The organism is Aquitalea magnusonii (assembly GCF_002217795.2).
GTDB classification, from domain to species: Bacteria; Pseudomonadota; Gammaproteobacteria; order Burkholderiales; family Chromobacteriaceae; genus Aquitalea; species Aquitalea magnusonii_B.
This window is the reverse complement of record NZ_AP018823.1, coordinates 1,839,180-1,865,906: the sequence shown is the minus strand read 5'-3', so window position 1 is coordinate 1,865,906 and position 26,727 is coordinate 1,839,180. Positions and strand designations below refer to the sequence as shown.

Annotated in this window: 23 protein-coding genes; 12 read left to right on the top strand and 11 right to left on the bottom strand. The window is 58.2% G+C overall.

Features of this window, described 5'->3' with window-relative positions:
• Positions 1-2: 2 nt before the first annotated feature.
• The 6 genes from DLM_RS08955 (at position 3) to DLM_RS08930 (ending at position 2,513) form a co-directional block, all read left to right on the top strand.
• Positions 3-236 carry a hypothetical protein gene (locus DLM_RS08955; protein WP_089083397.1) on the top strand — a complete coding sequence of 78 codons (234 nt, stop codon included), beginning with the start codon at positions 3-5 and terminating at the stop codon, positions 234-236.
• On the top strand, positions 233-757 hold the full coding sequence (locus DLM_RS08950) for a lytic transglycosylase domain-containing protein (protein ID WP_089083398.1): 525 nt from the start codon (positions 233-235) through the stop codon (positions 755-757). Before DLM_RS08955 ends, DLM_RS08950 begins: the two co-directional genes overlap by 4 nt.
• Positions 758-809: 52 nt before the next feature.
• Positions 810-1,193: a hypothetical protein gene (locus DLM_RS08945; protein WP_089083399.1), complete on the top strand. Its 384-nt coding sequence runs from the start codon at positions 810-812 to the stop codon at positions 1,191-1,193.
• Positions 1,183-1,602, top strand: a complete 420-nt coding sequence (locus tag DLM_RS08940; RefSeq protein WP_089083400.1) for a hypothetical protein — start codon at positions 1,183-1,185, stop codon at positions 1,600-1,602. Before DLM_RS08945 ends, DLM_RS08940 begins: the two co-directional genes overlap by 11 nt.
• A 362-nt stretch (positions 1,603-1,964) precedes the next feature.
• The gene (locus DLM_RS23335) at positions 1,965-2,132 is read left to right on the top strand and encodes a hypothetical protein (protein ID WP_167467074.1); all 168 of its coding nucleotides are present in this window, start codon (positions 1,965-1,967) and stop codon (positions 2,130-2,132) included.
• A 165-nt stretch (positions 2,133-2,297) separates the two neighbouring features.
• A complete protein-coding gene (locus tag DLM_RS08930) occupies positions 2,298-2,513 on the top strand; it encodes a hypothetical protein (RefSeq protein WP_089083402.1) in 216 nt (71 codons plus the stop codon).
• On the opposite strand, the gene DLM_RS08925 is transcribed toward DLM_RS08930, so the two are convergent.
• Both DLM_RS08925 and DLM_RS08915 read right to left on the bottom strand, forming a co-directional pair.
• Positions 2,510-3,046, bottom strand: a complete 537-nt coding sequence (locus tag DLM_RS08925; protein WP_089083403.1) for a hypothetical protein — start codon at positions 3,044-3,046, stop codon at positions 2,510-2,512. The two genes, DLM_RS08930 and DLM_RS08925, sit on opposite strands and share 4 nt — an antisense overlap.
• 326 nt (positions 3,047-3,372) lie before the next feature.
• Positions 3,373-3,675 carry a hypothetical protein gene (locus DLM_RS08915; RefSeq protein WP_089083405.1) on the bottom strand — a complete coding sequence of 101 codons (303 nt, stop codon included), beginning with the start codon at positions 3,673-3,675 and terminating at the stop codon, positions 3,373-3,375.
• Positions 3,676-3,911: 236 nt separating this feature from the next.
• Here DLM_RS08915 and DLM_RS08910 point away from each other — a divergent pair, with 236 nt between their 5' ends.
• A complete protein-coding gene (locus DLM_RS08910) occupies positions 3,912-5,105 on the top strand; it encodes a tyrosine-type recombinase/integrase (protein WP_089083406.1) in 1,194 nt (397 codons plus the stop codon).
• Positions 5,106-5,168: 63 nt separating this feature from the next.
• Here the strand turns inward: DLM_RS08910 and DLM_RS08905 are convergent, their stop codons facing one another.
• The 7 genes from DLM_RS08905 to typA all read right to left on the bottom strand — a co-directional run bounded on the left by DLM_RS08905 (position 5,169) and on the right by typA (position 17,681).
• Positions 5,169-6,572: an EAL and HDOD domain-containing protein gene (locus DLM_RS08905; RefSeq protein ID WP_089083407.1), complete on the bottom strand. Its 1,404-nt coding sequence runs from the start codon at positions 6,570-6,572 to the stop codon at positions 5,169-5,171.
• Between the two features lie 161 nt (positions 6,573-6,733).
• Entirely contained in the window at positions 6,734-7,381 is a 648-nt protein-coding gene (locus DLM_RS23330) for a TetR family transcriptional regulator (RefSeq protein WP_089083408.1), read from the bottom strand.
• A 100-nt stretch (positions 7,382-7,481) separates the two neighbouring features.
• Positions 7,482-8,930, bottom strand: a complete 1,449-nt coding sequence (locus DLM_RS08895; protein WP_089083409.1) for an efflux transporter outer membrane subunit — start codon at positions 8,928-8,930, stop codon at positions 7,482-7,484.
• Positions 8,930-12,073 (bottom strand): efflux RND transporter permease subunit, encoded by a 3,144-nt coding sequence (locus tag DLM_RS08890; RefSeq protein WP_089083410.1) that lies wholly within the window; start codon positions 12,071-12,073, stop codon positions 8,930-8,932. The genes DLM_RS08895 and DLM_RS08890 overlap by 1 nt, the downstream gene beginning before the upstream one ends.
• 15 nt (positions 12,074-12,088) lie before the next feature.
• A complete protein-coding gene (locus DLM_RS08885) occupies positions 12,089-13,252 on the bottom strand; it encodes an efflux RND transporter periplasmic adaptor subunit (RefSeq protein ID WP_089083411.1) in 1,164 nt (387 codons plus the stop codon).
• A gap of 613 nt (positions 13,253-13,865) precedes the next feature.
• Positions 13,866-15,443 (bottom strand): ABC transporter substrate-binding protein, encoded by a 1,578-nt coding sequence (locus DLM_RS08880; RefSeq protein WP_089083412.1) that lies wholly within the window; start codon positions 15,441-15,443, stop codon positions 13,866-13,868.
• Between the two features lie 423 nt (positions 15,444-15,866).
• Positions 15,867-17,681, bottom strand: coding sequence for a translational GTPase TypA (typA, locus tag DLM_RS08875; RefSeq protein ID WP_089083413.1), 1,815 nt, complete (start codon positions 17,679-17,681; stop codon positions 15,867-15,869).
• A 151-nt stretch (positions 17,682-17,832) separates the two neighbouring features.
• Here typA and DLM_RS08870 point away from each other — a divergent pair, with 151 nt between their 5' ends.
• Positions 17,833-18,720 (top strand): hypothetical protein, encoded by an 888-nt coding sequence (locus tag DLM_RS08870; protein ID WP_089083414.1) that lies wholly within the window; start codon positions 17,833-17,835, stop codon positions 18,718-18,720.
• Between the two features lie 164 nt (positions 18,721-18,884).
• On the opposite strand, the gene DLM_RS08865 is transcribed toward DLM_RS08870, so the two are convergent.
• Positions 18,885-19,874, bottom strand: a complete 990-nt coding sequence (locus tag DLM_RS08865) for an NAD(P)H-quinone oxidoreductase (protein ID WP_231960137.1) — start codon at positions 19,872-19,874, stop codon at positions 18,885-18,887.
• A gap of 106 nt (positions 19,875-19,980) precedes the next feature.
• Here DLM_RS08865 and DLM_RS08860 point away from each other — a divergent pair, with 106 nt between their 5' ends.
• The 4 genes from DLM_RS08860 to DLM_RS08845 all read left to right on the top strand — a co-directional run bounded on the left by DLM_RS08860 (position 19,981) and on the right by DLM_RS08845 (position 24,705).
• The gene (locus DLM_RS08860; protein WP_089083416.1) at positions 19,981-22,416 is read left to right on the top strand and encodes a heavy metal translocating P-type ATPase; all 2,436 of its coding nucleotides are present in this window, start codon (positions 19,981-19,983) and stop codon (positions 22,414-22,416) included.
• Entirely contained in the window at positions 22,416-22,598 is a 183-nt protein-coding gene (gene ccoS, locus DLM_RS08855) for a cbb3-type cytochrome oxidase assembly protein CcoS (RefSeq protein WP_089083417.1), read from the top strand. The genes DLM_RS08860 and ccoS overlap by 1 nt, the downstream gene beginning before the upstream one ends.
• 79 nt (positions 22,599-22,677) lie before the next feature.
• On the top strand, positions 22,678-23,994 hold the full coding sequence (locus DLM_RS08850; RefSeq protein WP_089083418.1) for an MFS transporter: 1,317 nt from the start codon (positions 22,678-22,680) through the stop codon (positions 23,992-23,994).
• A gap of 252 nt (positions 23,995-24,246) precedes the next feature.
• Positions 24,247-24,705, top strand: a complete 459-nt coding sequence (locus DLM_RS08845; RefSeq protein WP_089083419.1) for a VOC family protein — start codon at positions 24,247-24,249, stop codon at positions 24,703-24,705.
• Here the strand turns inward: DLM_RS08845 and DLM_RS08840 are convergent.
• Positions 24,636-26,705, bottom strand: a complete 2,070-nt coding sequence (locus DLM_RS08840; protein WP_089083420.1) for a putative bifunctional diguanylate cyclase/phosphodiesterase — start codon at positions 26,703-26,705, stop codon at positions 24,636-24,638. The two genes, DLM_RS08845 and DLM_RS08840, sit on opposite strands and share 70 nt — an antisense overlap.
• Between the last annotated feature and the right edge of the window lie 22 nt (positions 26,706-26,727).

The following is a 26,727-nucleotide window of genomic DNA, read 5'->3' as shown; positions in this document are numbered from 1 at the left end:
TGATGAAAACCATCTATCACTATGACCCGGTGACCGGCCGCTATCTGTGCACCGGCACTGCTGACGAATGTGCGCTTGAGCCCGGCACTTTCATCGTGCCGGCTGACAGTACCTTCGACCAACCGCCCGCCGTCGAGGCTGGCCAGGTCGCAATTTATCAACCCGACTACTGGGAAACCGGCATTGCAAAAGAGCAGGGCGGCCAGTGGCGTATTGAACAGGATCAACAGCAATGAGCGGTAAATTCGTAGACGTGAAAAAAGCAGCATCGGACGGCGTAGGCGCAGGCTTGCCAATCATTGGCGGTGGCGGTCGCGTGCCGACCGACAAGGGCTATAACGCCATGATTGCCAAGGCGGCACAAAAATGGGGCGTTCCGGTAGATCTGGCGTTGCGCCAGGCACAGCAGGAATCCGGCAACTTTGACCCCAATGTAATCAGCGGCAAGAAAAAGTCCGGTGCGGGTGCAGTAGGCCTGTTCCAGTTCATGCCGCTGACGGCCAAGGCGTTGGGCGTTGACCCGACCAACCCGACCCAGTCGGCCGACAAGGCCATGGGCTATCTGGCGCAGTTGTTCAAGAAATTCGGCGACTGGAAGAAAGCCGTCTGGGCTTACAACTGGGGCGAGGGCAACGTAGCAAAATATCTGGCTGGCCAGAAGAAGGCGCTGCCCGGTGAAACCCGCAAGTACGGCTTGATTGTGGTGGACGGCTACACAAATGAAGAAGCCAGCCAAACCGGCGCTGACGTGCTGTAAGCTACGCGTTTTGCGTAATTGATGGCTGATAAAAATGGCAAATAGCAAACAGATGGAAACCCTGCTGGTGGTCGCTGGACTGGCGTTCGTAGGCTTTATGGTGGCCAAGCGACTGCAACAGGATGGCGGGCCGGTCAACGATCTGTTGGACGGGCTGTCTGCGCCGCTGCATGGCATTTTGCAGAGCGGAGACGCCAAGGACTCTGACCGCATTGATACTGCTAAAAAGCGGTTCGCAATTCAAGCGGGGGCTACGTGGGATCAGATTCAAAACATGTTTGCCGATGACATTGGCGATGATGGCGTTTTGCATGACTACGCGAACTCGGATAACACGGGTGCAGCCGGCGTATTTGCCAATGCAGGGGGGCCAAGCGGGCCGGCATATACAGTGATCAATGATGAACCGTACTGGAACGTAGGCAATGGCCGCTGACAACATCATGAAAGCCATCCCGCCGATTGGCTGGCTGGCGCTGGCCGGTGGCATTGTCGCCGTCTACGTCCTCAAAAAGACCGCTGAAACCGTGCCGGTCGTCATTGATGCCGTGAGTCAGGCACTGGACAACGGGGCCGTCAACCCGACCAGCTCGAACAATGTCGCCTATGGCATTGCCAACCGTGTAGACAAGTGGTTCGGCATCCAGGACAAGGGCGAGACTGTTGGGACGCAGATCTACAAGTGGATGCACCCGAGCGAAGATCAGGCCATCGCCGATTGGCTGGCCGGTAAAAACTCGACGTTCGGCAATGTGAAGCCAAGCAAGGCGGATGCGGCAAAGACGGCTAATGCCCAGGTCAACAAAACAAAAGCGCTGTACGGCGGCGCGGGGGGTAGCTGGTGAGCAACGAGCAATGGCTGCTGGTGGCAGCGATGGCGTTTGTGTGGTGGAAGTTTGGCACTCAGCAGCAGGCAGCGGCGGCAGCGCCAGCGGCCGGGCAGGGTGGTAGTGCTGGGGGCATTGCTTCCAGTAGTGCGGGGCAACCCGCTGCAAGTGGGCCGGCGCTTGCCGGCTGGCAAAATATCAACTTCAAACTGTAGGGGTAATCATGGGTTTTCTGAATCGACTGAAAGAGCCGTCTAGCGCGGCAGGTCTGGCAGCAGTGATCAGCAATGCGGCGGGTCTTGCCGCTGGCCAACCGGCTTCCGTAGCCGTCCCGGCCATTCTGGCGGGTCTGTTCGCAGTTCTCATGCCGGAACGTGCAAATGGCTGAACTACTGCCCGTTCTGCTGACTGGCGTGGTTTCCGGGCTGGTGGCGTGGGGTGGTGTGCGTGTGGAACTGCGTTGGATTCGCCAGGACACCAACCGGGCGCAGAAAGATGCAGACAGAGCGCACAGAAGGATTGATCGTCTGCAAGGGGTGGTGGCATGAAAGGCGCGGTGAAGACCGTCCTGCTTGCCGTGGTGGCCACTGTCGTCGGGGGATTGATCTTGCAGCGGCTGCAACCGCCGTCCAAGTGGGACAAATACGGACTGTAGAAATGAAAATGGCCCGCGTGGGAGCGCGAGCCGGGTATTAATCAAACTCATAGAAAAGATGAAAAATATGAATCCAACTAATGATCGGCACTATGCGGTAGATTACCTGTCGTGTCAATACAAGGGGTTGAAAATGGAAGCAAATATGGATAAGAGCAACACGCCATTCGTGGTGGATTGTGTCGTTCGTGGTGCGAAGTTTTCCGTTGTGGCGTTGTGCATTGCTCAAGTGGTCAAAGCGGCAATACAGGTACTGCCGCACATGCTGCACTAGATAGGTAGCGGTATCACGTCAGCAATCGGCTTAGTCGATTCGTTGGCTGCAGGTTGCAGTAAATGGTGGGCAGGGACAGCAGGAAGCGCGGCACGGGGCATTTTACGATGCAGTGACCGGGTAATAATCTGTCTGAGCAGCCACCAGTTTCTTACTTCTCGGGCAGAAATGCCGTCTTTCCAGTGTGCGCCAGGTGGAACCAACACGGCTCCGTAGTGGCCACGCATCACAGTGAAATCCGCGAATTCCTCAAAAGCCCCAGGCAATGACATGCCGCGTTGTTGGCGCATGATTTCCATGGCCATCCATGGGATTGGCGCAGTGCCACGTCGCCAGCGGCTGACGGTGGACGGCGCGACGCGCAGTGTGTGCGCAATGACTTCATCGGACATTCCCCAGGTCACGATTTGCCATTCTGACAAGTAAACAGCGGCACGGCGGCGCAGTTTGTCGGCTTCGCGTTGCTTGGATGCAACGGTTTTCTTGGTGGTTTTGGGCGGTTTTGCGCCGTCTTTAGATTGTTTTGTGTTCATTACGGTGTTTCACATTCGTTATGGTTATATGCACAGCCTATGGTGGCGGCGGGGATAATTTTAAATGTGAGGGTGTTTTCGTAATTCATTTTGCAAGCCCGTCTGGGTACGTCGGCTAGTTCGCATAATATATATTATGTCAAATAAACAATTTGATACCAACCACACCAACCACACCAACCACACCAACCACACCAACCACACCAACCACACCAACCACACCAACCACACCAACCACACCAACCACACCAACCACACCGGGTCATTTTGCTGCAGGCGATTGTCTGTTGGCCACAAGCATCCGCCTGCACGGGAAATGCGGGATGTTAGTCAGAGCGCTGTGAGGACAGATGATCCATGGCCGCCATGACGGCCTGGCGGTATGACAGTGATGGATTGTTACGCTGCGCTTCCTGTACCAGCCGTGTTGCCCGAGCTGAGTCGCCCATGCAAGCGGATACCAGTTTGCTGAAGCCTGCGCCACCTTGGCCTTGGCTGGATGGTGTTGCCACGATGAAGCCCTTGCTGCGGAGCGTGGCACGGAGTTGACGTGCTCTGCGCCGCTTGGCAATGCGGTACAACAAAAGCCAGATGGCGACGAGGAGGACAACAAGCCAGACTGCTTTCATGCGCAGATCGTATCTTTCATGGTTTGCAAGGGCCGACTGCTGCCCTTTTGATTGCAAGTGAGGGGTCACAATGAAAGATCATGCTGCCTGGATAAGGTTCCGGATGCAGGGCGTCAGACGATGCATTTAGCGGTATAATTCACCATTATCCACATAATGTTGATATTTATTTCAATGAATATTGATAAATTTGCAGATTTCTTTACCGCGGCCGGAAACATTCATGGAGCCTTTGCATGTCATTTCCTGTACTGATTGGCTTTCCGTCGTCGCCCGGTGATGAAGATACGACCATCGTCCAGTGGCAATCTGCTACTGGCGGCTGGAACCGGCAGCAAGGCCAATGCCTGATTGATGCAAGTTCCGATGTCGAGGCGGTACAAACCTGGCTTAAAGAATATCGTGACCGGCCACGTACCTTGGACTCATATCGCAAGGAGGCCGAACGCTTCCTGTTGTGGTCTGCCATGAAGCGCGGCAAGAATTTGTCCGACATCAATCGCGATGATGTGCTGGAATATGGCCAGTTTCTGCGAAATCCGGATCATAGCTGGTGCGGGCCAACCCGGCCACGCCAGCACCCGGAATGGAAGCCATTTGCCAGTTGGTCTGGCGGAAAACATGGCCTTGCCGAGTCTTCCTGCGCACAGGCACATGTGATTTTATCCAACCTGTTCAATTATCTGGTGGAGGCTGGTTATCTGAGCCGCAATCCTTTTGCGCTAAAGCGTGGGCGCCCGGTGACGGCACGTTCCATTCATGATGAGCGGCTGTTGGAAAAGGAAACCATCGATTACCTGTTTCAATGGCTGGAGTCCCTGCCTGCCGAGACCGCGCGCGAAAAACAGCATGCGGAACGCGCCTTGTGGATTATCTCGCTGTACTACTATACGGCCGCCCGCTTGCGGGAAATTCCTGCGGCACGCATGGCGGACATCCGGCTGATCAGGGGCAACTGGTGGTTCCGTGTGATGGGCAAGGGTGAGAAAGAAGGGTTGGTGCCGGTGCCGCAAGCCTTGCTGGATGCATTGCAGCGCTACCGCCGCTTTCTGGGGCTGACTGCCCTGCCCTCGCCTGGCGAAACCACACCGTTGGTGTGCAGTGTTTATGGTGTACTCAGCCCGATCAGTGCGGCATCCCTGCACAAAATCATCAAGGCCATCATGAAGGCGGCGGCGGACGATGCACGCGCAACGATGCGCCCGCAAGTGGCGGCCAACCTGGAGTACGCCACAACCCACTGGCTACGCCACAGCGCCGCCTCGCACCAGTTGGAGGCTGGCCTGCCCTTGCTGACGGTAAGCCAGAACCTGCGGCATGCTCAGATTGAAACCACGCGCCGCTATCTGCACACCGAGGATGATGACCGCCATCAGGCAACGGTCAACTGGCATGCTCCACGGACATCCCGCGGCGATGATTCTGTGTAAGGATATGCCGGAAAAAGAACAGGCCCTGACGGGCCTTGGCTGCAGTGCAATGGCCGGACGGGCTCAGATGCTTTCCACATTGCTCTGCACTTCGCTCTCGCTCAGAATTTCCTGCGCCCACACCACGGCTTCCATATAGATGCTGTTGACCTGATCCAGATCCACAGACATCGCTTCGGACAAGCGAGTAATGGCATCGTTGTCGTCCTGTTCGCAGGCCTGCGCCAGTTGCAAGGGCGCAGCAAACAAGCCTTTCTGATGCAAAAGCGCGTCGGAAATCATGAATGGCAGATCCAGCGGCTCCAGCGCCGTGGCCAGAGGCATGCTGAGCAAGTCGCCCAGCAAGGAGAACATGCCGGTGAGAAACAGGTGTTCTGCTTCCAGCTTGTTCCCGCGAATGATGCCCAGCTCTTCCATGAAGTGCGCACGGATGAGCGACTTTTCCAGCAGCGATAGCGTGGCCCCGCTTTCGCTTTCCGAGGTGAACAGCAAGAGAGACAGCCATTTGAACAAGGCGCTGCGACCCAGCAGCATCAGGCCATCTTCGATGGTCTGGATTTTGCGGGATAGCCCATTGACGGGTGAATTGACGAAGCGCAGCAATTTGAACAGCAGCAAGGAGTCCAGCTTGAACTGTGCCTCGATCTCTGCCGTGGCTGCATTGGCACGCAGCAGGCGCATGATTTCCAGTACCCTGCCCTGATTGGCACCTTCTTGCTGGCTTACCCTGTTTTGCGCAACGGAAAGATAAGAGCCATGAAACAGGGCAAAACGGTCGCTGTCCTGGCTGCGGCGACACAGGGCCAGTTCTTCTGCGGTATTGATGTTGCGGGCCAGCCAGCGCAGTTGTGGAAAGCGCTGGGGCAGTTGCTCAAGCAAGGGAAAGAGCGCACGGGTATTGGGTGCGGCAAAGTCCAGCACCAGGTAATCCATGCGCTGATACAGCGCCAGTGCGCTTGGGCTGCTGCCATAGCGTGCCGGCTCTACGGCAAAGCGCAAACCGGCTGCGCGCAAAGCATCCACCTGCGGCAGCAAGTCCTCGGTCAGTTGTTCGCCATCCAGCAAATCCAGCAGGTAAATGGCGCTGCCGACCGGGAGTTGCTGCGCCAGCAGATCATCCAGCGAGGCCAGGGAGACATGGATGAAGGCGCGACGGAAAGTCAGCAAGCGGAAGATATTCATATTCTTCAGCGTACTGAACAGCAAGCGATCGAAGGTGCGGCGGCTGGCCGGGTTGCGATTGCCACTGACGCCGTCTTTCACTGTGAATTCGTAGGCGACAATGCGTTGATTTCTGTCCTGGATGGGCTGGTGGGAAACAAAACCCAAGGTTTGCGGCAGATCCAGCGGCGCAGCCGCAAGCTGCTGATCGTCAACAACGACGGGTGCCTCGGCTGTGACGGTTTGTACGGATGCTGCTGCCTGCTCACCCCGATTAAGCAGTCCGCCAAATATTTTTTTTAACATGCTTAGCTCTCTGACTTGCCGACTTGTTCTGTTTCAGACTGGCCGTGACGGCGCTTGTGTCTTGATCAGGACAGTGTAGTCAGTTATGCCCCTGGCGGACAATCACATCGGTCGCCCATGCACGTTTTTTTACCGCAGACCACGGCTGTTGTTGATGCGGCTCAAACTGTCGGCAGCCAGCAGCGCTCAACAAACAGGCCGGCAAAAAACGGCGTCAGCAATAGCTCGGCGTCGCGCTCTAGATTCACCAGTTGCGGACTGAGCAGCCAGTTGTCAATCAGCCCGCAAATCATGGAATGTAAACCGCCGGAGACGCAATGCAGATCAAGGCCGGGACGTACCTGTCCCATATCGGCGGCCTGGGCAAGAATGGCCTGCAAATTACCCAGCTTTTCTATCAGCCAGGTTCGGTCCATCAGATGGGAATTCTGCATTTCACCGACGTACTCGCAGCGCAGGTTGATGATGCCGATCACCCGGGCAATGCGCGGTGTGGTAGTGACCAGACGCAAAACGCCGCAACTGTGTTGCCACAGGCGTTGTGCCGGACTCAGCCCCGGACTGTGGCCCTCCTCCAGCAGCACTTTCATCATTTCTTCAAACGGCGGGAACATGCGGTCGCACATGGCATTGAACAAGTCGGCCTTGTTATCGAAATGCCAGTAAATGGCACCACGGGTAAGTCCGGCGTGCTCGGCGATACCGGCCAGCGTGGTCTTGCTGACGCCCTGCTCCCAGAACAGGTGTTCTGCGGCATCCAGTAACAGGTGTCGCGTTTTGTCAGCTTCTTCTTTAGTCTTGCGTGCCATCGTGTCATCAATCCAGAAAGATGGCCGGGTACATTGCCCGGCCATTCAGCTTGGCCGGCATGATTACATGTGCATTGCAATCATGCCGGTCTCAAGCGGTTTAGCTGCTTTTCTTATCTTGCTCCAGAGGCTGCCAGCCGCCTCCCAACACCTTGTACAGGGTTACCAGATTGGAAGCTTGCGACAGTTGCGTGCTGATGAGGTTTTGCTGCGCCGAATACAGCGAGCGCTGCGCAACCAGCAGGGTCAGATAACTGTCAACACCCACTTTGAAGCGCGCTTCGGATAGCTGCAGGCTGCGCTGGCTGGACTGCACCAGTGCCTGCTGTGCCCGCAACTGGGTACTGACGGTGCCGCGCACGGCCAGGGCATTCGAAACCTCGCTGAAGGCGGTCTGGATTGCCTTTTCGTACTTGGCCACCGAGATGTCGCGTGCCACCTTGGCGGATTCAAGATTGGCACTCAGGCTGCCGGCATTGAAGATGGGCAGATTGATGGACGGGCTGAACGACCAGGTGCCGCTGCCGGCCTTGAACAGGTCGGACAGATTGCTGGAGCTGGCTCCGGCACTGGCGGTCAGGCTGATGCTGGGGAAGAACTTGGCCCGTGCTGCGCCGATATTGGCATTGGCTGCTTTCAGGTCATGCTCGGCCGCCAGGATGTCCGGGCGGCGCTGCAGCAGCTCCGAGGGCAGACCTGCCGGAAGATCGGCCAGCTTGCCCTGGGTGGAGAGTTCACCGCCCTGCAGGATGTCGGCAGGTATTGTGGTTCCTACCAGCAGAGTCAGCGCATTCTCGTCCTGTGCCACCTGGCTGAGATAAGCCGCCTGATCGGAAAGTGCGGATTGCACGGTCGATTCGGCATCGCTCAGGTCAAGCTCGGTAGCGGCACCCACCTCCATCTTGCGGCGCGTCAGCTCCAGCGAAGCTTGCTGCGACTTGACGGTCGCCTCGGCTACCTTTAGATGCTGACGATCTGCCAGCAAGGTCAGGTAGGCATTGGCCACCTCGGCCACCAGCGAGATCTGGGTGCTGCGGCGCGTTTCTTCCAGCGAGAAGAAGTTTTCCAACGCCTGCTGCTTCAGGCTGGATAGCCGGCCAAAGACATCCAGCTCGTAAGCGCTAAAGCCGATGCCTGCGCTATAGCTGTGGCTGAGGGTGGCGCTGCCGGTGGAGCTGGAGTTGGCAGAGATACGCTGGTTGGTACCGCTGCCACTGGCGCTGATGGACGGGAACAGATCGGCCTTGGTGATCTGGTACTGCGCCCGCGCGGTTTCGATGTTCAGCGCTGCCACGCGCAGATCACGGTTGTTTTCCAGCGCCAGACGGATCAGGCGCTGCATGGCCGGATCAGTAAAAAACTGCTGCCAGGCCAATTGGTCTGCCGTGGTGCTGTCGGCCTTGGCCGCCGGCACGCCCTGATAGGCCGGGCCGGTAGGCCATTGTGCCGACACCGGGGATGCCGGCTGCTGATAAACCGGAATCAACGAGCAGCCGGCCAGCGCGCTGGCCAGCGCGCCGATGCTGAACAGATTGATAATACGGGACATTACAGGCCCTCCTTGCTGATGCCGTGCATATCATCCGCCAGTTTCTTGGGCGGGAAGCGACGGCGGACGACCACGAAGAATACCGGAACCAGGAAAATAGCCAGCACGGTGGCGGAGATCATGCCGCCCATCACGCCGGTACCAATGGCGTTCTGGCTGCCGGAACCCGCGCCATGGCTGATCACCAGCGGCAAGATACCCAGAATGAATGCCAGCGAGGTCATCAGGATGGGGCGCAGACGCATGCGGACCGCTTCCATGGTGGCTGCAATCAGTTCCTTGCCATGTTCTTGCTGCTCCTTGGCAAATTCCACGATCAAAATGGCGTTTTTCGCGGCCAGACCAATCGTAGTCAGCAAGCCCACCTGGAAGTACACGTCATTGGTCAGACCACGCATGCTGGCGGCCAGCAAGGCACCAATCACGCCCAAGGGCACCACCATCATCACCGAGAACGGAATCGACCAGCTCTCATACAGTGCGGCCAGGCAGAGGAACACGATCAGCAGCGAGATGGCATACAGTGCCGGGGCCTGCGAACCGGACAGACGTTCTTCGTAGGACAGACCGGTCCATTCATAGCCAATGCCTGCCGGCAATTGCTTGATCAGGTTTTCCATTTCGGCCATGGCAGTACCGGTGCTGACTCCGGGCGCGGGTGCGCCAAGAATTTCTACCGAGGACTGACCGTTGTAACGCTCCAGACGCGGCGAACCAAAGCCCCAATGCGAGCTGGCAAAGGCAGAGAACGGCACCATGGTGCCCGTGGCGTTACGCACATACCAGTTGTTCAGGTCCTCCGGCGACATCCGGAATGGCGCATCGCCTTGCACATACACCTTCTTGATCCGGCCACGGTCAATGAAGTCATTGACATAGCTGGAACCAATGGCCGTACTCAGCGTGGTATTGATGTCAGAAACCGACACGCCCAGTGCATTGGCCTTTTCGTGATCGACATCCAGCAGATACTGCGGATTGTCACTCAGGCCATTGGGGCGCACCCCCACCAGCATGGGATTCTTGGCGGCCATGCCCAGCAATTGGTTACGCGCAGCCATCAGCTTGTCATGCCCCAGACCGGCACGGTCCTGCAGTTGCAGGTCGAAACCGGAGGCATTACCCAGCTCCATCACGGCTGGAGGCGCAAAGGCAAAGATCATGGCGTCACGAATCTGGCTGAACGCACCCATGGCGCGGCCTGCCACTGCCTTGACGCTCAAGTCGGGACGATTGCGCTCATCCCACGGTTTGAGCTGGACAAAACCCAGGCCCATGTTCTGGCCGCTACCGGCAAAACCGAAGCCCGATACGGTAAACAGCGAGCTGACCGCCGGGTCGTTCATGAAATGCTTTTGCACTTGCAGCAATGCCGCATCAGTACGTTCCTGCGTGGCACCCGGCGGCAATTGCACCTGGGCGAACAGAATGCCCTGGTCTTCTTCCGGCAGGAAGGAGGTGGGCAGGCGCATGAACAGCACCGCCATGGCAATGATGATGCCGGTGTAGATCACCATGTAGCGGAAGGTCTTGTTCAGCATGCGCGACACGATGCTCTGGTAGCGCTCGTTGTTGCGGTCGAAGGTGCGGTTGAACCAGCCAAACACGCCACTGTATTCGTGACCGACGCCATGGCCTTTTTCAACCGGCTTGAGCAAGGTGGCGCACAAGGCCGGGGTCAGCACCAGTGCCACCAGCACCGACAGTGCCATGGAGGACACCACGGTAATGGAGAACTGACGGTAGATGACGCCAGTGGAGCCGCCAAAGAAGGCCATGGGTACAAACACGGCAGCCAGCACCAGCGCAATGCCGATCAGTGCGCCGGTAATCTGGCCCATGGATTTGCGCGTCGCTTCACGCGGCGGCAAGCCCTCCTCGCTCATCACCCGCTCCACGTTTTCCACCACCACGATGGCATCGTCCACCAGCAGGCCGATGGCCAGCACCAGGCCGAACATGGTCAGGGTATTGATGGAGAAGCCAGTGGCCGCCATCACGCCAAAAGTACCCAGCAGCACCACAGGTACGGCAATAGTGGGAATCAGGGTGGCGCGGAAGTTTTGCAGGAAAACGTACATCACCACGAATACCAGACCGATGGCTTCCACCAGGGTCTTCACCACTTCCTCGATGGAGATCTTCACGAAGGGGGTGGTGTCGTACGGGTAAACCGCCTTCACGCCCTTGGGGAAGTAAGCGGACAGCTCGTTTACCTTGTTACGCACTGCTTGCGCGGTATCCAGCGCGTTGGCACCGCTGGCCAGCTTGATGGCCACACCGGTAGCCGGCTTGCCATTGAACAAGGCCTTGGTGCGGTAGGTTTCCGCGCCCAGTTCGATGCGCGCAACGTCTTTGAGCAACACGCGCGAACCGTCGGTATTCACCTTCAGCAGGATCTTGCCAAACTGCTCGGCGCTGGACAAACGGGTTTGCGCCACGATGGTTGCATTGAGTTGCTGACCCGGCTTGGCAGGCAGACCACCCAGTTGACCAGCAGAAACCTGGGCATTCTGTGCGGTAATGGCGGAGGAAACATCCGAGGCGGTCAGGCTATAGCTGTTGAGCTTGTTCGGATCCAGCCAGACGCGCATGGCGTATTGCGAACCGAACAGCGACACCTCACCCACACCGTTTACCCGGCTGAGCGAGTCCTGCAGGTTACTGGCCACATAGTCGCCCAGGTCGGTGCCGGTCATGCTGCCGTCTTCGGACACAAAACCCACCACCATCAGGAAGTTACGTGCCGATTTGGTGACGGTGATGCCCTGCTGCTGCACCACGGTGGGCAAGGTGGCCATGGCAGATTGCAGCTTGTTCTGCACCTGGACTTGCGCGGTATCCGGATTGGTGCCGGCATCGAAAGTCATGGTAATGGTGACCGCACCGGTGTCATCACTGGTGGAGTTCATGTAACGCAGGTGGTCGATACCCTGCATTTTCTGCTCGATCACCTGGGTGACACTGTCTTCAACGGTCTTGGCCGAGGCCCCCGGGTAGGTGGCGTTGATGGCGATCTGCGGCGGGGCAATGGCCGGATACTGAGATACCGGCAGGCTGCGGATCGACAGCAAGCCCGCCAGCATGATCACGATGGCGATCACCCAGGCAAAGATTGGCCGGTCGATAAAAAATTTGGACATGAATCTTTTCCTGATTTACTTGGCGGCGGAGGCGTTGGTTTTCAGCGGTTCGGCTTTGACGGTTGCACCATCCTGCACCTTCATCAAGCCTTCCACCACGATGCGCTCGCCGCTTTGCAGGCCGCCATCCACCAGCCACTTATCGCCGATGGTCTGACTGGTCTTGATGACGCGGGCATGTACCTTATTATCCTGCCCCACCACCATCACCACAGGTTCACCTTTCTGGTTGCGGCTGACCGCAGGCTGGGGAACCAGCAGTGCGTTATGGCGCACACCCTGCTCCAGTCTTGCCCGGACAAACATGCCCGGCAGCAATTCACCCTTCGGGTTATCGAAGACGGCGCGCAGTGTCACCATGCCGGTGGTGGAATCAACGGTAATGTCGGAGAACTGCAGTTCGCCTGGCTGGGCATACTCGCTGCCGTCTTCCAGAATCAGCTTCACTTTGGCCTTGCCCTGCTGGTTCTGCAGCGTGCCGGCAGCAAAGTCACGGCGCAGGTGCAGCAACTCGGTGCTGGACTGCGTCATGTCCACATAAGCAGTGGACACCTGCTGTACGGTAGACAAGGCCGTGGTTTGGTTGGCAGTGACCAGGGCGCCAGCAGTCACCGAGGATTTGCCGATCCGGCCACTCACCGGAGCGGTGATGCGGGTGTAGGCCAGATTGATGCGCGCGGTTTCTACCGATGCCTTGGCGGTGGCAACGTCGGCACGCGCCTGCAGCAGTGCTGCACGGGCATCGTCGTTGTCCTGGCTGCTGATGGCCTTGATTTCCGCCAGTTGGGCATAGCGCTTGGCTTTCAGCTCTGCCGATGTCAGCGTAGCTTCTGCCTTGGCCAGGCTGGCGGTAGCTGTTTGATAGGCTGCCTGATAAGTATCCGGGTTGATCTGATACAGCACCTGGCCGGCCTTGACATCACTGCCTTCGGTAAACAGGCGCTTCTGAATGATGCCGCCAACTTGCGGGCGGATTTCGGCTACGGTAAACGCGGATACGCGGGCTGGCAGTTCGCGGCTGATTACAGTGTCCTGCGGCTGCAGTGTCACTACGCCGACACTGGCCGGGCCTGCGGCCGGCATTGCAGCATTTTGCGACTGGCCACAACTGCTCAATGTGGCAGTCAGGAGCAAAGCGGCAACAGCCTTGAGTGCGGGTGAGGCTTGCTTGATGTGCATAAACATTCCAGAGCTTGATTTTATGGGAACTGCGCTGAGCCAGTGCAAGGCTGCTCATTGGGCAGTGCTGACATTTTAAATACATACGCGACTGTATGCTTGACTATTTAACGGTAAAGACTGGTAAAGCATAGTCATTTTTCTGATCAGCCATGCAGAAGCTAGCTGAGCCAAGTGTATTAATTAAGTATTTGATGGTCTTATCTATTAATAAATGTTAATAAAAATGACATTTACACCACACTAAGTAGGTATACTTAGTATATTTCCGTCATTTTTACGTAAAAAGACTAGCCAGAAAAAATGCAGGCGATAAGATGAAATCGTCAGACGGCAACAAGCAGGCCAACATAGATCAGCCGCTGTTATCAGCCTGATGTGGCACATCGACGCCACACCAAGAACAGCATCGGGGAAGGTGCTTAAGACGGGAAGTAAGCAGGGGGAAGGCTGGACCGAATGCTCTGGATGCCGGGTGGGACCGCAACTGGAGCAAGGACCGCCAGTACAACAACAAAAGCCAAAACAGCCAGAAATGGCACATGTTGACGGGGAGTACTCACAAGGCCGCTGCAGCGGCCTTGTTCTTTTGTGGCGCAGGGTGGAATGCCGCCTACTTCAGATAGACATCCTCAAAGGCAAACGAGCCATTGGGGTTCATGATGAAACCCTGCACCTCCTTGCGCATCGGAATGTAAATGCGCGAGTGCGCCATGGTGATCCAGGGGCGCTCGCGCTTGAAGATTTCCTGCGCCTGCATGTAGTAGGCAGCACGCTGCCGACGGTCGTTACTCTGCCGGGCTTTGAGCAGCAGTTGGTCAAAATCGGCATTGCAAAAGCGCTGCCCCTGCTTGCTGACCGCACAGGAAAGTGATGTGGAAAGAAAATCATCCGGATCGCCAGAGTCGCTGGTGACGCCACTCATATAGACATCGTGCTCGCCCTGCCCTGCCCGGCGCAGGTACTCACCCCATTCATAGCTCTGGATCGTGGCCTTGACGCCAATTTTTGCCCAGTCCTGCTGGATCATCTGCGCCATCAGCTTGCCATTGGGGTTGGTGGGCCGCTGCACAGGCAAGGCCCACAAGGTGAGAGCAAAACCATTGGGATAACCAGCCTTGGCCAATAGCTGTCGTGCCCTGGCCGGGTTGTATTCGTTGCGATTGTGCGCATTCCACCCCCACACCGAGGGCGGATAAGGATTCACCGCTTGAATCGCCCCGCCCTTGGGGAACATGGCCTTGAACAAGGTATTGCGATCGATGGCAATATCCAGCGCCGTGCGTACATCCCTGCTGGCTAGCTGTGGCCGTTTCAGATTGAACGCCAGGTAAGAAATATTCATGGCACCGGTACTGGCCACCTTGAGCGCCGGGTCGGCTTGCAAACCGTCCAGATCGGCCTCACGCACCGCGGCTGCCAGTTGGCATTCATTGCCTTTCAGTTTCTGGATGCGCACTTGCGGATCGGTCACGATGGCAAAAATCAGGCTGCTGCTTAGTTGCGGACGCCCCCAGTAATGCGGGTTTGCCACAAAGCGCACGGCAGAATCCTTGGCGTAGCTCTTGAACTGGTAAGGACCGGTTCCCACCGGAAACTGGTTGATATCTGCCGGACGGTGCTGCTGCAATAGTTGATTTGCATACTCGGCGGATTGCATGCCGGCAAAGCCCATTGCCAGGAGGGTCAGAAAAGTGGCGTTGCGCTGTTTCAGCCGGATACGAACCGTATAAGGGTCCAGCTTTTCAAGCTGCTGCACGGCCTGGGCCAGGCCATAATTGGCAGGCCCAAGCAACTGGGTCTTGAATGCCTTGTTGAAGGGCAAGTCGGGATCGATCCAGCGCTGGATGGTGAACAGCACGTCATCGGCATCAAACTGCCGGCTTGGCTTGAAGTATTCCGTACTGTGAAAGCTGACACCCTTGCGCAAATGAAAGGTGTAACTCAGCCCGTCGGGCGATAGCTCCCACTTGCTGGCCAATGACGGGACAATATCCGTCCCGCCCCGCTTGAAAGCCACCAGGCCCTGAAAGATCTGGCGCGTGACATTATAAGTGGAGGCACTATCCCACAAGGCCGGATCAAAACCTTCCGGTGCGGTTTCGGCACAAAACACCAGGGGGCGTGTAGCAAGAGCAGACTGGGATAGACCGGCCAGCATGGCCGTCAGCAATAGGCAGGGCAGTTTCATTCTTGTTCCGGGCTACGTTCCAGGCCAGGGCCGGGTTGAGGTAAGTGGATGACTGAGCATGATCATAGGGCAAGTTGTAGCAATCGGCTTGCCGTAGCCGCCTTTGTCTGATAAAAAACAACTTCGCCACATGCAAACTGGTTGCCAGGCCAGTGATTTTACGCAGTTGCTGGCTTGCCCATCGGCCAGGATGCGCCGACAGTCACTTGTTTCGCCCTTGCGCGCCCATATTCTTCGCAGGCAAAAAAAATCCCGGCGGGAACCGGGATTAAACGTTTAGCGGGGATAGATGCGAGGCGGGAAACCTCGCATTTGTATTTATATCTATCAAATAACCCCCAGTCAAATAAATATTTGCTTACATATAAAAAGTGACGCAAAAAAAAGGCAGCCGAAGCTGCCTGTTGTCACCTGACTGTAAGATCAGGAAGCTTGCTTGTTCATCTTGCGACGCTCGTGCTCTTGCAGGTAGCGCTTGCGAATGCGAATGGACTTGGGCGTGATTTCAACCAGCTCGTCGTCGTCGATGAATTCAACGGCAGACTCCAGGGTCATCTTCACCGGGGTGGTCAGGCGTACGGCTTCGTCAGTACCGGAGGCGCGCACGTTGGTCAGCTGCTTGCCCTTGACCGGGTTTACCACCAGGTCGTTGTCGCGGCTGTGGATGCCGATGATCATTCCTTCATACAGCTTGTCGCCCGGAGAAACAAACATGCGGCCGCGATCTTCCAGCTTCCACAGTGCGTAGGCAACGGCTTCGCCGTTTTCCTGGGAGATCAGCACGCCGTTATGGCGACCCGGCATATCCGGCTTCACCGGTGCGTAGTCGTCAAATACGTGGCTCATCAGGCCGGTACCGCGGGTCATGGTCATGAAGTCGGACTGGAAGCCGATCAGGCCACGGGCCGGAATATGGTATTCCAGGCGGGTGCGACCCATGCCGTCGGATTCCATATTGGTCAGTTCGCCACGGCGACGACCGATTTCTTCCATGATGGCGCCCTGGTGATCATCTTCCAGGTCGATGGTCAGGTTTTCATACGGCTCGCACTTCTCGCCGTTGATTTCCTTGAATACCACGCGCGGCTTGGCAACGGCCATTTCAAAGCCTTCACGACGCATGTTTTCCAGCAGGATGGTCAGGTGCAATTCACCACGACCGGACACGCGGAACACGTCGGAGTCTTCGGTTTCTTCCACACGCAGGGCTACGTTGGTCAGCAGCTCCTTGGTTAGGCGGTCGCGGATCTGACGCGAGGTCACGAACTTGCCTTCAGTGCCAGCCAGCGGCGAGGAGTTCACCATGAAGTCCATGGTCAGGGTCGGCTCGTCCACCGACAGCACCGGCAGGCCAACCGGTTGATCCTTGTCACAGATGGTCACGCCGATACCGATGTCTTCGATACCGGAAATGATCACGATGTCACCGGCTTCGGCTTCGGCCACTTCCACGCGCTCCAGGCCCTTGAAGCCCAGCAGCTGGTTGATACGACCGGCAGCAACCTGCTCTTCGTGATTCATCACCACCACTTGCTGACCCGGCTTGATGCGGCCGTTCAGGATGCGACCCAGACCCAGACGACCGGTGTAGGTGGAGTAGTCCAGTGCGGAGATTTGCAGTTGCAGCGGTGCGTCTGCGCTACCGTTCGGCAGCGGAACATGCTTCAGCACCGTGTCGAACAGCGGACGCATATTGTCGGATTCCTGATCCAGTTCCAGCTTGGCAAAGCCGTTCAGGCCGGAAGCATAGATGATGGGGAAGTCCAGTTGTTCGTCGGTAGCGCCCAGCTTGTCGAACAGGTCGAAGGTTTGGTCCACCACCCAGTCCGGACGTGCGCCCGGACGGTCAACCTTGTTGATCACCACGATGGGGCGCAGGCCCAGGGCCAGCGCTTTCTTGGTTACAAAACGGGTTTGCGGCATCGGGCCTTCAACGGCATCCACCAGCAGCAGCACGCCGTCCACCATGCCCAGTACACGCTCCACTTCACCGCCGAAGTCGGCGTGTCCCGGCGTGTCCACGATGTTGATATGCACGCCTTCGTAATCGATGGCGGTGTTCTTGGCCAGAATGGTAATGCCACGCTCTTTTTCAAGATCGTTGCTGTCCATTACGCGTTCATCTACCTGCTGGTTCTCGCGGAAGGTGCCGGACTGGCGCAGCAACTGGTCAACGAGGGTGGTTTTGCCATGGTCCACGTGGGCAATAATGGCAATATTACGAATCTGTCGTGTCATGTTTCGGAATTCGGTCGGTTGAAGCGGAAAAATCGTAAGATTCTATCACGGACAGCGGCAACTACCCAAAGCATTATCGCGACAAGGCATGATGATTTGGTTACACTGCGCGCCAAAATCCGCGCAAACACCGATTATCAAGGAGTCGACCATGTATGACTGGGACGCCCTGTGGCATGAACATGAAGGCTATCGCACCGGCTTTGCCGTGCATCATAACGACGCCAACCTGCTGGCAGACGAGCTGTCGGCCAAGCTGATGAAGCCGGCGCAGCATCCTACCGACGTGGCGGTGTACGAAACGCCGGACAAGTTCATCCTGGCCGGTCACGACGATGGCCTGCAGTTGCTGGAGGTGTTCAAGCACGGCCTGTTTGACATCACGCTGCGCCTGGTGACTGAAGATGAAGGACTGGACGAACCTGCCCTGCCCTATGTGGAAATCCATGTCGACAACCTGGCCACCGAGGAGCAGTCGGTATGGCGCGGCGCGGTGAGCCGTGACGAAGAAGGCCGCATCTGGGTGGGCAATCGCACGCTGGAAGAGCAAGTCATGCCGGCCATGCCGTTTGACGAGCTGTCCTTTACCGATAACGCCCATTTTCGCGATGAGCTGCATCGCGTGTGGCAGGAGGACTTGCCGCAGCTGAAGCCCTTGATTGATGCCTGGTTTGATCACACCGACCTGAGCGGCGCAGCCGAACCGCATCATTATGGTGACGAAGCGCGGGTACAGCAGATTTGCGACCGCTACGCGGAAATCGTGCGTCGTGAACAAGCCGTGCTGTCGCGCCAGTTTAGCGACGCCGAGCTGCAATTGATTGCCCACGTGCTGAAGAATGTCCGCTTTGAAGAAGCAGCCTCCTGCCGCGGGGTATGGCTGGCAGTAGAAACCTGCATGATAGACGAGGAACTGGACCAGCACTTCAAGGTGGATGGCGAAGCCCTGCTGCTCAAGATGAAGAACCTGTCTTACTCTCAGGAAGTGGCACTGATCGAAGCGCTGTCGCCCTTGCCGGCCAGCTCCACCGCCGCCTGATCAATCCACATAAAGTCAAAGCCTGCCGAAACATGAGGGCAGGCTTTTTTCATGGTGTCCGCGGCAGGCAAAAAAAAGGGGGCGATAGCCGCATCGCCCCGAATCCCATCCATACCAGTCAGAGGTGAAACACCTCCCACGGGGCACACAGTACGTGTTGCAGATTACGCGGTCATGACAGGCGCAAAGGTGAGCACCACCTTGCCCAGATTGGCATTGCGCTCCATATAGGCATGCGCATCCGCCGCCTGCTGCCAGGGATAGCAGCTATCCACCGTGGTATTCAGCTTGCCCGCCATGATGGCCGGCAGAATGGTGTCGGCCAGTGCCTGCGCCAGCGGGGCTTTTTTCGTCAGCGGCTGGGGACGCAGGGTGGAGCCAATCACTGACAGGCGCTTCATCAGCACCAGTCCCAGATTGAGCTCGGCCTTGCCACCACCCATGATGCCGATATTCACCAGGCGGCCATCTTGCTTCAGGCAGGCCAGGTTTTCCGCCAGATGAGATGCCCCGACCGGGTCCAGAATCATCTCCACACCACCCCAGTCCTTCACCAAACCTGAAAAGGCGGGGGTTTCCTTGTAATTGAAGACTTGCTCGGCACCCATCTCGCGGCAGAATTGCAGCTTGTCCGCGCTGCCGGCACTGGCGAAAGCATGCGCGCCCAACAGTCGGGCCAGTTGGATGGCGCAGGCACCCACGCCACTGGCGCCGGCATGGATCAGCACATTGTCCCCGGCCTTGACCTGCCCCACTTGCACCAGATTCAGCCAAGCCGTCATCCATGCCTCCGGCAGGCTGGCGGCTTCCACCCAGGACATTGCATCCGGCTTGGCGATGGCCAGCACTTCATCCAGCAGGGCAAACTCGGCATAGGCACCGCCGGCCACCAGGCCAAACACGGCATCGCCCGGCTGATGGCGGCTATTGTCGTCCGCCTCGACCACCACCCCGGCAATTTCCAGTCCCAGAATGCTGCTGGCACCGGGCGGCGGTGGATAGTGTCCATCACGCTGGACGATATCCGCCCGGTTAACTCCCGCTGCCATGACTTGCACCAGCAACTGGCCCGCCTGCCGCTGCGGCAGCGCGGTATCCGCTACGTAAAGAGTATCCGCACCACCTGGTGCATCCTGCAAAATCGCCTGCATCATGCTGCTTTACCTTTCTTTATGCCGCCCCGGATCAGACGGAAATCGCACTGCATGAAACTGAGCCAGATCAAGCAATGCATTCGAGTATTGTTTACAATGGCGCGCCATGACTGATAACTGCTTTCACTGCGGCCTGCCCATCCCTGAATCTGTCGACTTCCCGGTGCGTTACCGGGAGCAGACCGAGGCCACCTGCTGCGCAGGCTGCCAGGCCGTCGCCCAGACCATCATCGACTCCGGCCTGGCCGAGTACTATGCCCACCGCACCCAAGGCGCACGCCAGGCAGAGGCGCTGCCAGCTGATATTTTGCAGCAGATCAGGCTATACGACTCGGAAGAACTGCAAAAAAGCTTTGTACACCAGCACGATGAAAACAGCCGCGAGGCCGCGCTGATTCTGGAAGGCATTAGCTGTGCCGCCTGTGTCTGGTTGAACGAGCAGCACATTCGCCAATTGCCCGGCGTGCTGTCGGTGGACATCAACTACACCAATCACCGGGCTCGGGTGTGTTGGGATAACAGCCGCATCAGGCTGTCGCAGATTCTGGAAGCGATTTCCGCCATTGGCTACCGCGCCCATCCTTACGATGCCGAGCGGCAGGAAGCGCTGGCGCAAAAGCAACGCAAGCAGGCCATCAGCAGGTTATGGGCCGCCGGGCTGTCCATGATGCAGGTGATGATGTATGCAGTACCGATCTATCTGGCACCAGATGGCGATATCGACCCCGACTTTCTGTGGTTGCTGCACTGGGCCAGCCTGATCCTGACCCTGCCAGTGATGCTTTACTCCGCCGTTCCCTTCTATCAGAACACCTGGCGCGATCTCAAAGCAGGCCGTGTCGGCATGGACACCCCGGTCACCATCGGCATTTTCACCGCCTTCTTTGCCAGCCTGTGGGCCTTGATCCACAAAATTCCGCATGGCGTGTATTTCGACTCGGTATCGATGTTTGTCTTCCTGCTGCTGGGCGGGCGCTATCTGGAAGGGATTGCCCGCCGCAAGGCCGGCGAGGCAACCGAGAGCCTGGTCAAGCTGATTCCCGCCTTCGCCCATCGCGCGGCCAACTGGCCGGATAGTCGCGAAACCGTGGAAGCTACCGTGGCCATGCTTAATCCTGGCGACGTGATTCTGGTTAAACCGGGCGAAACCATTCCCGGTGACGGCGTGGTGCTGGATGGCAGCAGTGCCGCCAATGAGTCATTGATCAGTGGCGAGAGCAAGCCTGTTGCCAAAGGCGTTGGCGACAGCGTGATTGCCGGCAGTGTGAATACCAGTAGCCCGCTTTATATAGAAATCAGCCAAACCGGCCAGCAAACCCGCCTGGCCAGCATTGTGCGCCTGCTGGACAAGGCACTGGCGGAAAAACCGCGCCTGGCCGTGGCGGCAGACCGCTTTGCCAGCTGGTTTGTTGCCCTGCTGCTGCTGGCCGCCGCTGGCAGCTATCTGGCCTGGCACTTCATCGAACCTGCGCGTGCGCTGTGGATTATGGTGGCGGTGCTGGTGGTGTCCTGCCCCTGCGCGCTGTCCTTGGCCACCCCGGCAGCACTCACCGCCGCCACCGGCCATCTGGCGGCACTGGGCTTGCTCACCACCCGTGGCCATGCACTGGAAACCCTGGCGCGGGTCAGCGATGTGGTATTTGACAAGACCGGCACCCTGACGCATGGCGACATGCGCCTGCGCGCACAAATGCAACTGGGCGGGCAGACGGCAGCACAGTCACTGGCGATTGCCGCCGCACTGGAGCAGGCATCCGAACACCCGGTGGCCCACGCCATCCGCTTGGCCGCGGCAGACCTGGCCTGCCCGGCCAGTGCGCGGCTGGACAGCGTTGCCGGCAAGGGGGTGGAGGGTGAGATTGATGGTATGGCGTGGCGTCTGGGCTCGCTGGAGTTCATCAATCAATGGCTGGATGCGCCGCTTGCGCTGCCCGATGACTGGCATGCCGACTGCACCCTGGTGGTACTGGCCAATCAACAGAGCGCACAGGCAGTATTTGCCGTTGGCGACACCGTGCGCGCGGATGCGGCGGACATGGTCAGGCAGCTGCAGCAGCACGGCAGCAGCGTGCATTTGCTTAGCGGCGACGGTGCCAGCGCCGTCCAAAGCCTGGCGGGCAGCCTGGGCATTGCCGACTGGCACGCCCGCGCCACCCCGGAAGACAAGCTGGCCTTTGTCGGTCAACTGCAACAGGCAGGCAAGCGGGTGTTGATGGTGGGTGATGGCATCAATGATGCGCCGGTACTGGCTCGGGCCGATGTCTCCCTGGCCATGGGAGGCGGCACGGATGTGGCGCGCGCCAGTGGTGATATGGTGCTGATGGGAGACCAATTGGCGCTGATTCCGTATGCCTTGACGCTATCCAGAAAGGCGCTGGGCGTAATCAGGCAAAACCTGTGGTGGGCAGCCGGGTATAATCTGTTGGCCCTACCCCTGGCCATGAGTGGTCATCTGACTCCCTGGCTGGCCAGTCTGGGCATGGCTGCCAGTTCGCTCATCGTGGTGAGCAACGCCCTGCGACTCGTCAAACGGAAATCCTGATGGAAAGTCTTTACCTGCTCATCCCGCTTAGCATCGTGCTGGCCTTTGTCATCGCCGTGGTGTTCTGGTGGGCCACCCGCTCCGGCCAGTTCGACGATATGGAAGGGCCGGCACACCGCATCCTGATGGATGACGACCGCCCGGTAGAAGACAAGCCTGCGGCAAAGCCGGACCAACACTGAAACGCAGCCCCAAGCATGGCTGACAGTACACCGGGAAATACGATAGCATGCCCTTCCCGCCACCCCGTGCTGACCCACCGTGAAAACAGACTTCAGTTTCTTTGGCTCGCGCCGCTTCCTGCCTTTGTTCGGCACACAGTTTCTGGGTGCCTTCAATGACAACCTGCTGAAAACCGCCATCGTGGTGCTGATCAGCTATCACGGCCTTACCCTCAACGGCATGTCGCCGGAGCTGCTGGTGAATATGGCGGCCGGGGTGTTCATCCTGCCGTTTTTCCTGTTTTCCGCCACTGCCGGCAAAGTATCGGAGCGTTTTGACAAGGCGGTGATTGCCCGTGGGGTCAAGCTGGCTGAAATCGGTATCATGCTGCTGGCGGGGGCCGGCTTCTTCCTGCACTCAGCCGGTTTGTTGCTGGCGGCGCTGTTCCTGATGGGATGTCACTCTGCCTTTTTCGGGCCACTCAAATATGCAGTCCTGCCGCAATACCTGAACGAACACGAGCTGGTGGGCGGCAACGGCATGATAGAGATGGGCACCTTCCTGGCCATTCTCATCGGCCAGATCATCGGCAGCCTGATGACCGAAGGCGGCCCGCTGCTGATTGTTTCCCTGCTGTTGGCAACGGCGGTTTGCGGCTGGTGGTTCAGCCGCGGCATGCCACCGGCACCGCCCGGCGCACCGCATCTGCAACTGTCTTTCAACTTTATCGGCGATTCGGTCCGGCTGATTGGCGAGGCCTGGCGCATCCGCGATGTCCGCTGCGCCATCCTGGGCATTTCCTGGTTCTGGCTGATGGGTGCCGTCTACACCACCCAGCTTCCCACCTTTACCCGCTTGCATCTGGGGGGCGACGCGCAGGTGTATACCGTGATGCTGGCGCTGTTTTCCATTGGCATCGGTCTGGGATCGGTCATCTGCGCCAAACTGTCACATGGCCGCCTGCAACTGGGGCTGGTATTGCTGGGCAGCATTGGCATGACGCTGTTTGGCGGCGATCTGGCATTGGGTGCCATGCCGCACTACCAGGGCGCACTGATGTCGCTCGGCCAGTTTATGGCGCAGGCGGCCAGTTGGCGTCACATGCTGGATGTCGCCTTGCTGGGCTTTTTTGGCGGCTTTTTCACTGTCCCGCTCTACACCTGGCTGCAGGTTTCCAGTCCGGACAGCTTCCGTTCGCAGGCGATTGCCGCCAACAACATCATCAATGGCTTCTACATGGTGGCGGCAGCATTGGCCAGCGTGATGGTGCTCAAGCAGTTTGGCAGCATTGCCTATCTGCTGCTGGGTACGGCCCTGCTGAACATCCTGGCCACTCTGCATCTGCTGTGGCAGGCCCCTGTCATCTGGCAGCAACGCACCAGCTGGCTCAAGGCGGTATTGGGAAATCAGCAATAAAAAAGACCGGTGCCACTTGCGTGGCACCGGCTCCAAGAGCATTCGGCGGCGTCAAGGCCCGAAACCACCGAAAGCGGGAGGGTTGCCGACATGTCCTTGCAACAGCAAGGCCATGCCAACAATGGAAGCAAATCCGGGGTAGGTTTTGCTTCAGCGGGTACTGAGTGTCAGTCAGTGGCGCCATTGTCGCGCCGGTTGTCTCATGCGTCCAATTGATTGATATTTTAATCTTGATATAAATTTTCTATTGCCATGCGCGCATCCGCCCTGCCCATTATTGGCATTCACCATCTTGCCATCATCACTGCCGACTACCCTCGCGCACGGGATTTCTATCATCGCATTCTGGGCCTGCCCATCATCAGTGAAACCTGGCGTGCGGCACGGGCATCGTGGAAGCTGAACCTGGCACTGCCGGATGGCAGTCAACTGGAGCTGTTCAGCTTCCCCGCCCCGCCGGCGCGACCAAGCCAGCCGGAGGCCTGCGGCTTGCGCCACCTGGCCCTGGCCACCGATGCGCTGCAGGACTTGCGTGCCGCCTTGCTGCAACAGGGCGTGCCATGTGAGGAAATCCGGCTGGATGAACTGACCGGGCAACACTTTTTCTTTTGCCAGGATCCGGACCAGTTACCAATCGAGTTTTACGCGCACCCGCCCTGCCGCAAGAAGGCCAGAAAGGCCTCCCGTGGCAATGGCCGTGCCAACAGATAACCCTGCACATAATCGCAGCCAGCCTCGCGCAGCAGCTCCAGTTGCGCCGGGGTTTCCACACCTTCGGCAATCACGCGCATGCCCAGTTTATGAGCCATGGCGATGATGGCTTCGGCAATGGCGCGGTCGGTATTGTCCGTGGCCAGGCCCTGTATGAAGCTGCGGTCTATCTTCAGATAGTCGATGTTGAATTTTTTCAGGTAGGACATCGCCGAGTAGCCAGTGCCAAAGTCATCGATACTCACTTCCACCCCAGCCTGATGAAAGCCCAGCAGGGTATTGACCACCAAGGGACGCTCGTCCAGCAGCAAGCCTTCTGTGATTTCCACCGCCAGGCAGGATGCCGGCAACTGGCGCTCCAGCAACTCCTGCGGCCAATGCCGGCAATCGCCACTGATGAACTGGCGCGGCGAGATATTCACGCTTATCTGGCCTGTCGGCCAATGTTCCAGCACATCCAGCGTCTGTTGGAACACCAGGTTGCCGATATCGCCGATCAGGCCGATTTCCTCGGCCACCGCAATGAAATCGCCCGGCGCGATGGTGCCAAGCTCGGGGTGCTGCCAGCGCAGCAGCGCCTCGGCCTTGACCACGCGGCCACTGGCCAGCTCGATGATGGGCTGGAACCAGGCTTCGAACTGCTGCGCCACCAGCGCCCGGCGCAGGCGGTTGGCCACGTCTTGCCGCCGCAGTGCTTCCTCTTGCAGGCAAGGGGTAAAGTAACTGAAGCAGTTACGCCCACTGGCCTTGGCCGCATACATGGCCTGATCGGCATAACTGAGCAGGGTTTCCAGTTGCTTGCTATCGTCCGGAAACAAGGCAATGCCCACACTGGCCGACACGTAAACCTGATTGTCACCCAGCAGAAAAGGCAGGCTTAAAAGACGGATGATCTTGCCGGCTATCTGGCCGGCCGACTGCGCATCGCTGATGTCTGGCAGGATGACAACAAATTCATCGCCACCCTGGCGGTAAACCGTATCGCTCTTGCGCACGGCGGCATGGATGCGTTCGGCAGCCTGGCGTAGCAACTGGTCACCGATATGGTGGCCCAGCGTATCATTGACCTCCTTGAAACGGTCCAGGTCGATAAACAGCACGGCCAGCACTTCGGCCGTGCGCCGGGTGCGTTCCAGGTCTTCGGCCAGACGGCCACGCAGCAAACGCAGATTGGGCAGGCCGGTCAAAGCATCATAATTGGCTTCGTGCCAGATGGCCTGTTCCATGCGCTTGCGCTCGCTGATATCCAGTATCACGCCGACCAGTCCGCCCAGGCTGCCATCTGCCTTGTCAAAAGTGGCTTTGTAGAACATGACATCGTGGCGCTGGCCATCCGCGTATTCAACCTGCGCCTCGTACACCTGGGTGCCGCCGGCATCAAACAGTGCCTGGTCGGCGGCGTGGTAACGCGCTGCCAGATCCGGCGCAGACATATCAAACACCGATAAACCAATCAGTTGCGCGCGCGATCTGCCGATGAATTGTTCGAATGCGACATTGCAGCCGATGTAGCGACCAGCCTCATCCTTGTAGAAAACCGGACTGGGTATGGTATCGATCAGGCGGGTAATGAACTGGAGCTGATCCTTGACCGCACGCTCGGCCTTGTTGCGCTTGGAAACATCCAGCAGCATGCCGATGATGGCGGCACGACCGCCAAAGCTGGTGCTGACGCCAAACACTTCTGCATCAAACTGGCTGCCATCCTTGCGGATGCCACGGAAGGCATAGTGACTGCTCTGGCAGGCACCGGAGAGCCGACGGTCGATTTCCGCACGCACCAGGGGGCAATCCCCCGCTGCGGTCAGTTGTTGCGGCCCCATGCCAGCGCACAGCTCCTGCTGCGTGTAGCCAAATAGCGCGGCCAGGCGCGCGTTGACAAAAACGAAGCGCTCGTCCTGGATCACATACACCCCGATCAAGGCATTGCTGCACAGGCCGCGCAGCAAGGGCGCAGCTTCGTCCAGCAATCCGTCGAGGATTTTATCGATATCAATCATGGTGTCGGCAGGGGTTACGGCG

Coding starts and splice junctions, on each gene's coding strand:
- DLM_RS08955 (WP_089083397.1), top strand. CDS start 3: ATGAAAACCATCTATCACTATGACCCGGTGACCGGCCGCTATCTGTGC.
- DLM_RS08950 (WP_089083398.1), top strand. CDS start 233: ATGAGCGGTAAATTCGTAGACGTGAAAAAAGCAGCATCGGACGGCGTA.
- DLM_RS08945 (WP_089083399.1), top strand. CDS start 810: ATGGAAACCCTGCTGGTGGTCGCTGGACTGGCGTTCGTAGGCTTTATG.
- DLM_RS08940 (WP_089083400.1), top strand. CDS start 1,183: ATGGCCGCTGACAACATCATGAAAGCCATCCCGCCGATTGGCTGGCTG.
- DLM_RS23335 (WP_167467074.1), top strand. CDS start 1,965: ATGGCTGAACTACTGCCCGTTCTGCTGACTGGCGTGGTTTCCGGGCTG.
- DLM_RS08930 (WP_089083402.1), top strand. CDS start 2,298: ATGAAAAATATGAATCCAACTAATGATCGGCACTATGCGGTAGATTAC.
- DLM_RS08925 (WP_089083403.1), bottom strand. CDS start 3,046: ATGAACACAAAACAATCTAAAGACGGCGCAAAACCGCCCAAAACCACC.
- DLM_RS08915 (WP_089083405.1), bottom strand. CDS start 3,675: ATGAAAGCAGTCTGGCTTGTTGTCCTCCTCGTCGCCATCTGGCTTTTG.
- DLM_RS08910 (WP_089083406.1), top strand. CDS start 3,912: ATGTCATTTCCTGTACTGATTGGCTTTCCGTCGTCGCCCGGTGATGAA.
- DLM_RS08905 (WP_089083407.1), bottom strand. CDS start 6,572: ATGTTAAAAAAAATATTTGGCGGACTGCTTAATCGGGGTGAGCAGGCA.
- DLM_RS23330 (WP_089083408.1), bottom strand. CDS start 7,381: ATGGCACGCAAGACTAAAGAAGAAGCTGACAAAACGCGACACCTGTTA.
- DLM_RS08895 (WP_089083409.1), bottom strand. CDS start 8,930: ATGTCCCGTATTATCAATCTGTTCAGCATCGGCGCGCTGGCCAGCGCG.
- DLM_RS08890 (WP_089083410.1), bottom strand. CDS start 12,073: ATGTCCAAATTTTTTATCGACCGGCCAATCTTTGCCTGGGTGATCGCC.
- DLM_RS08885 (WP_089083411.1), bottom strand. CDS start 13,252: ATGCACATCAAGCAAGCCTCACCCGCACTCAAGGCTGTTGCCGCTTTG.
- DLM_RS08880 (WP_089083412.1), bottom strand. CDS start 15,443: ATGAAACTGCCCTGCCTATTGCTGACGGCCATGCTGGCCGGTCTATCC.
- typA (WP_089083413.1), bottom strand. CDS start 17,681: ATGACACGACAGATTCGTAATATTGCCATTATTGCCCACGTGGACCAT.
- DLM_RS08870 (WP_089083414.1), top strand. CDS start 17,833: ATGTATGACTGGGACGCCCTGTGGCATGAACATGAAGGCTATCGCACC.
- DLM_RS08865 (WP_231960137.1), bottom strand. CDS start 19,874: ATGATGCAGGCGATTTTGCAGGATGCACCAGGTGGTGCGGATACTCTT.
- DLM_RS08860 (WP_089083416.1), top strand. CDS start 19,981: ATGACTGATAACTGCTTTCACTGCGGCCTGCCCATCCCTGAATCTGTC.
- ccoS (WP_089083417.1), top strand. CDS start 22,416: ATGGAAAGTCTTTACCTGCTCATCCCGCTTAGCATCGTGCTGGCCTTT.
- DLM_RS08845 (WP_089083419.1), top strand. CDS start 24,247: ATGCGCGCATCCGCCCTGCCCATTATTGGCATTCACCATCTTGCCATC.
- DLM_RS08840 (WP_089083420.1), bottom strand. CDS start 26,705: ATGATTGATATCGATAAAATCCTCGACGGATTGCTGGACGAAGCTGCG.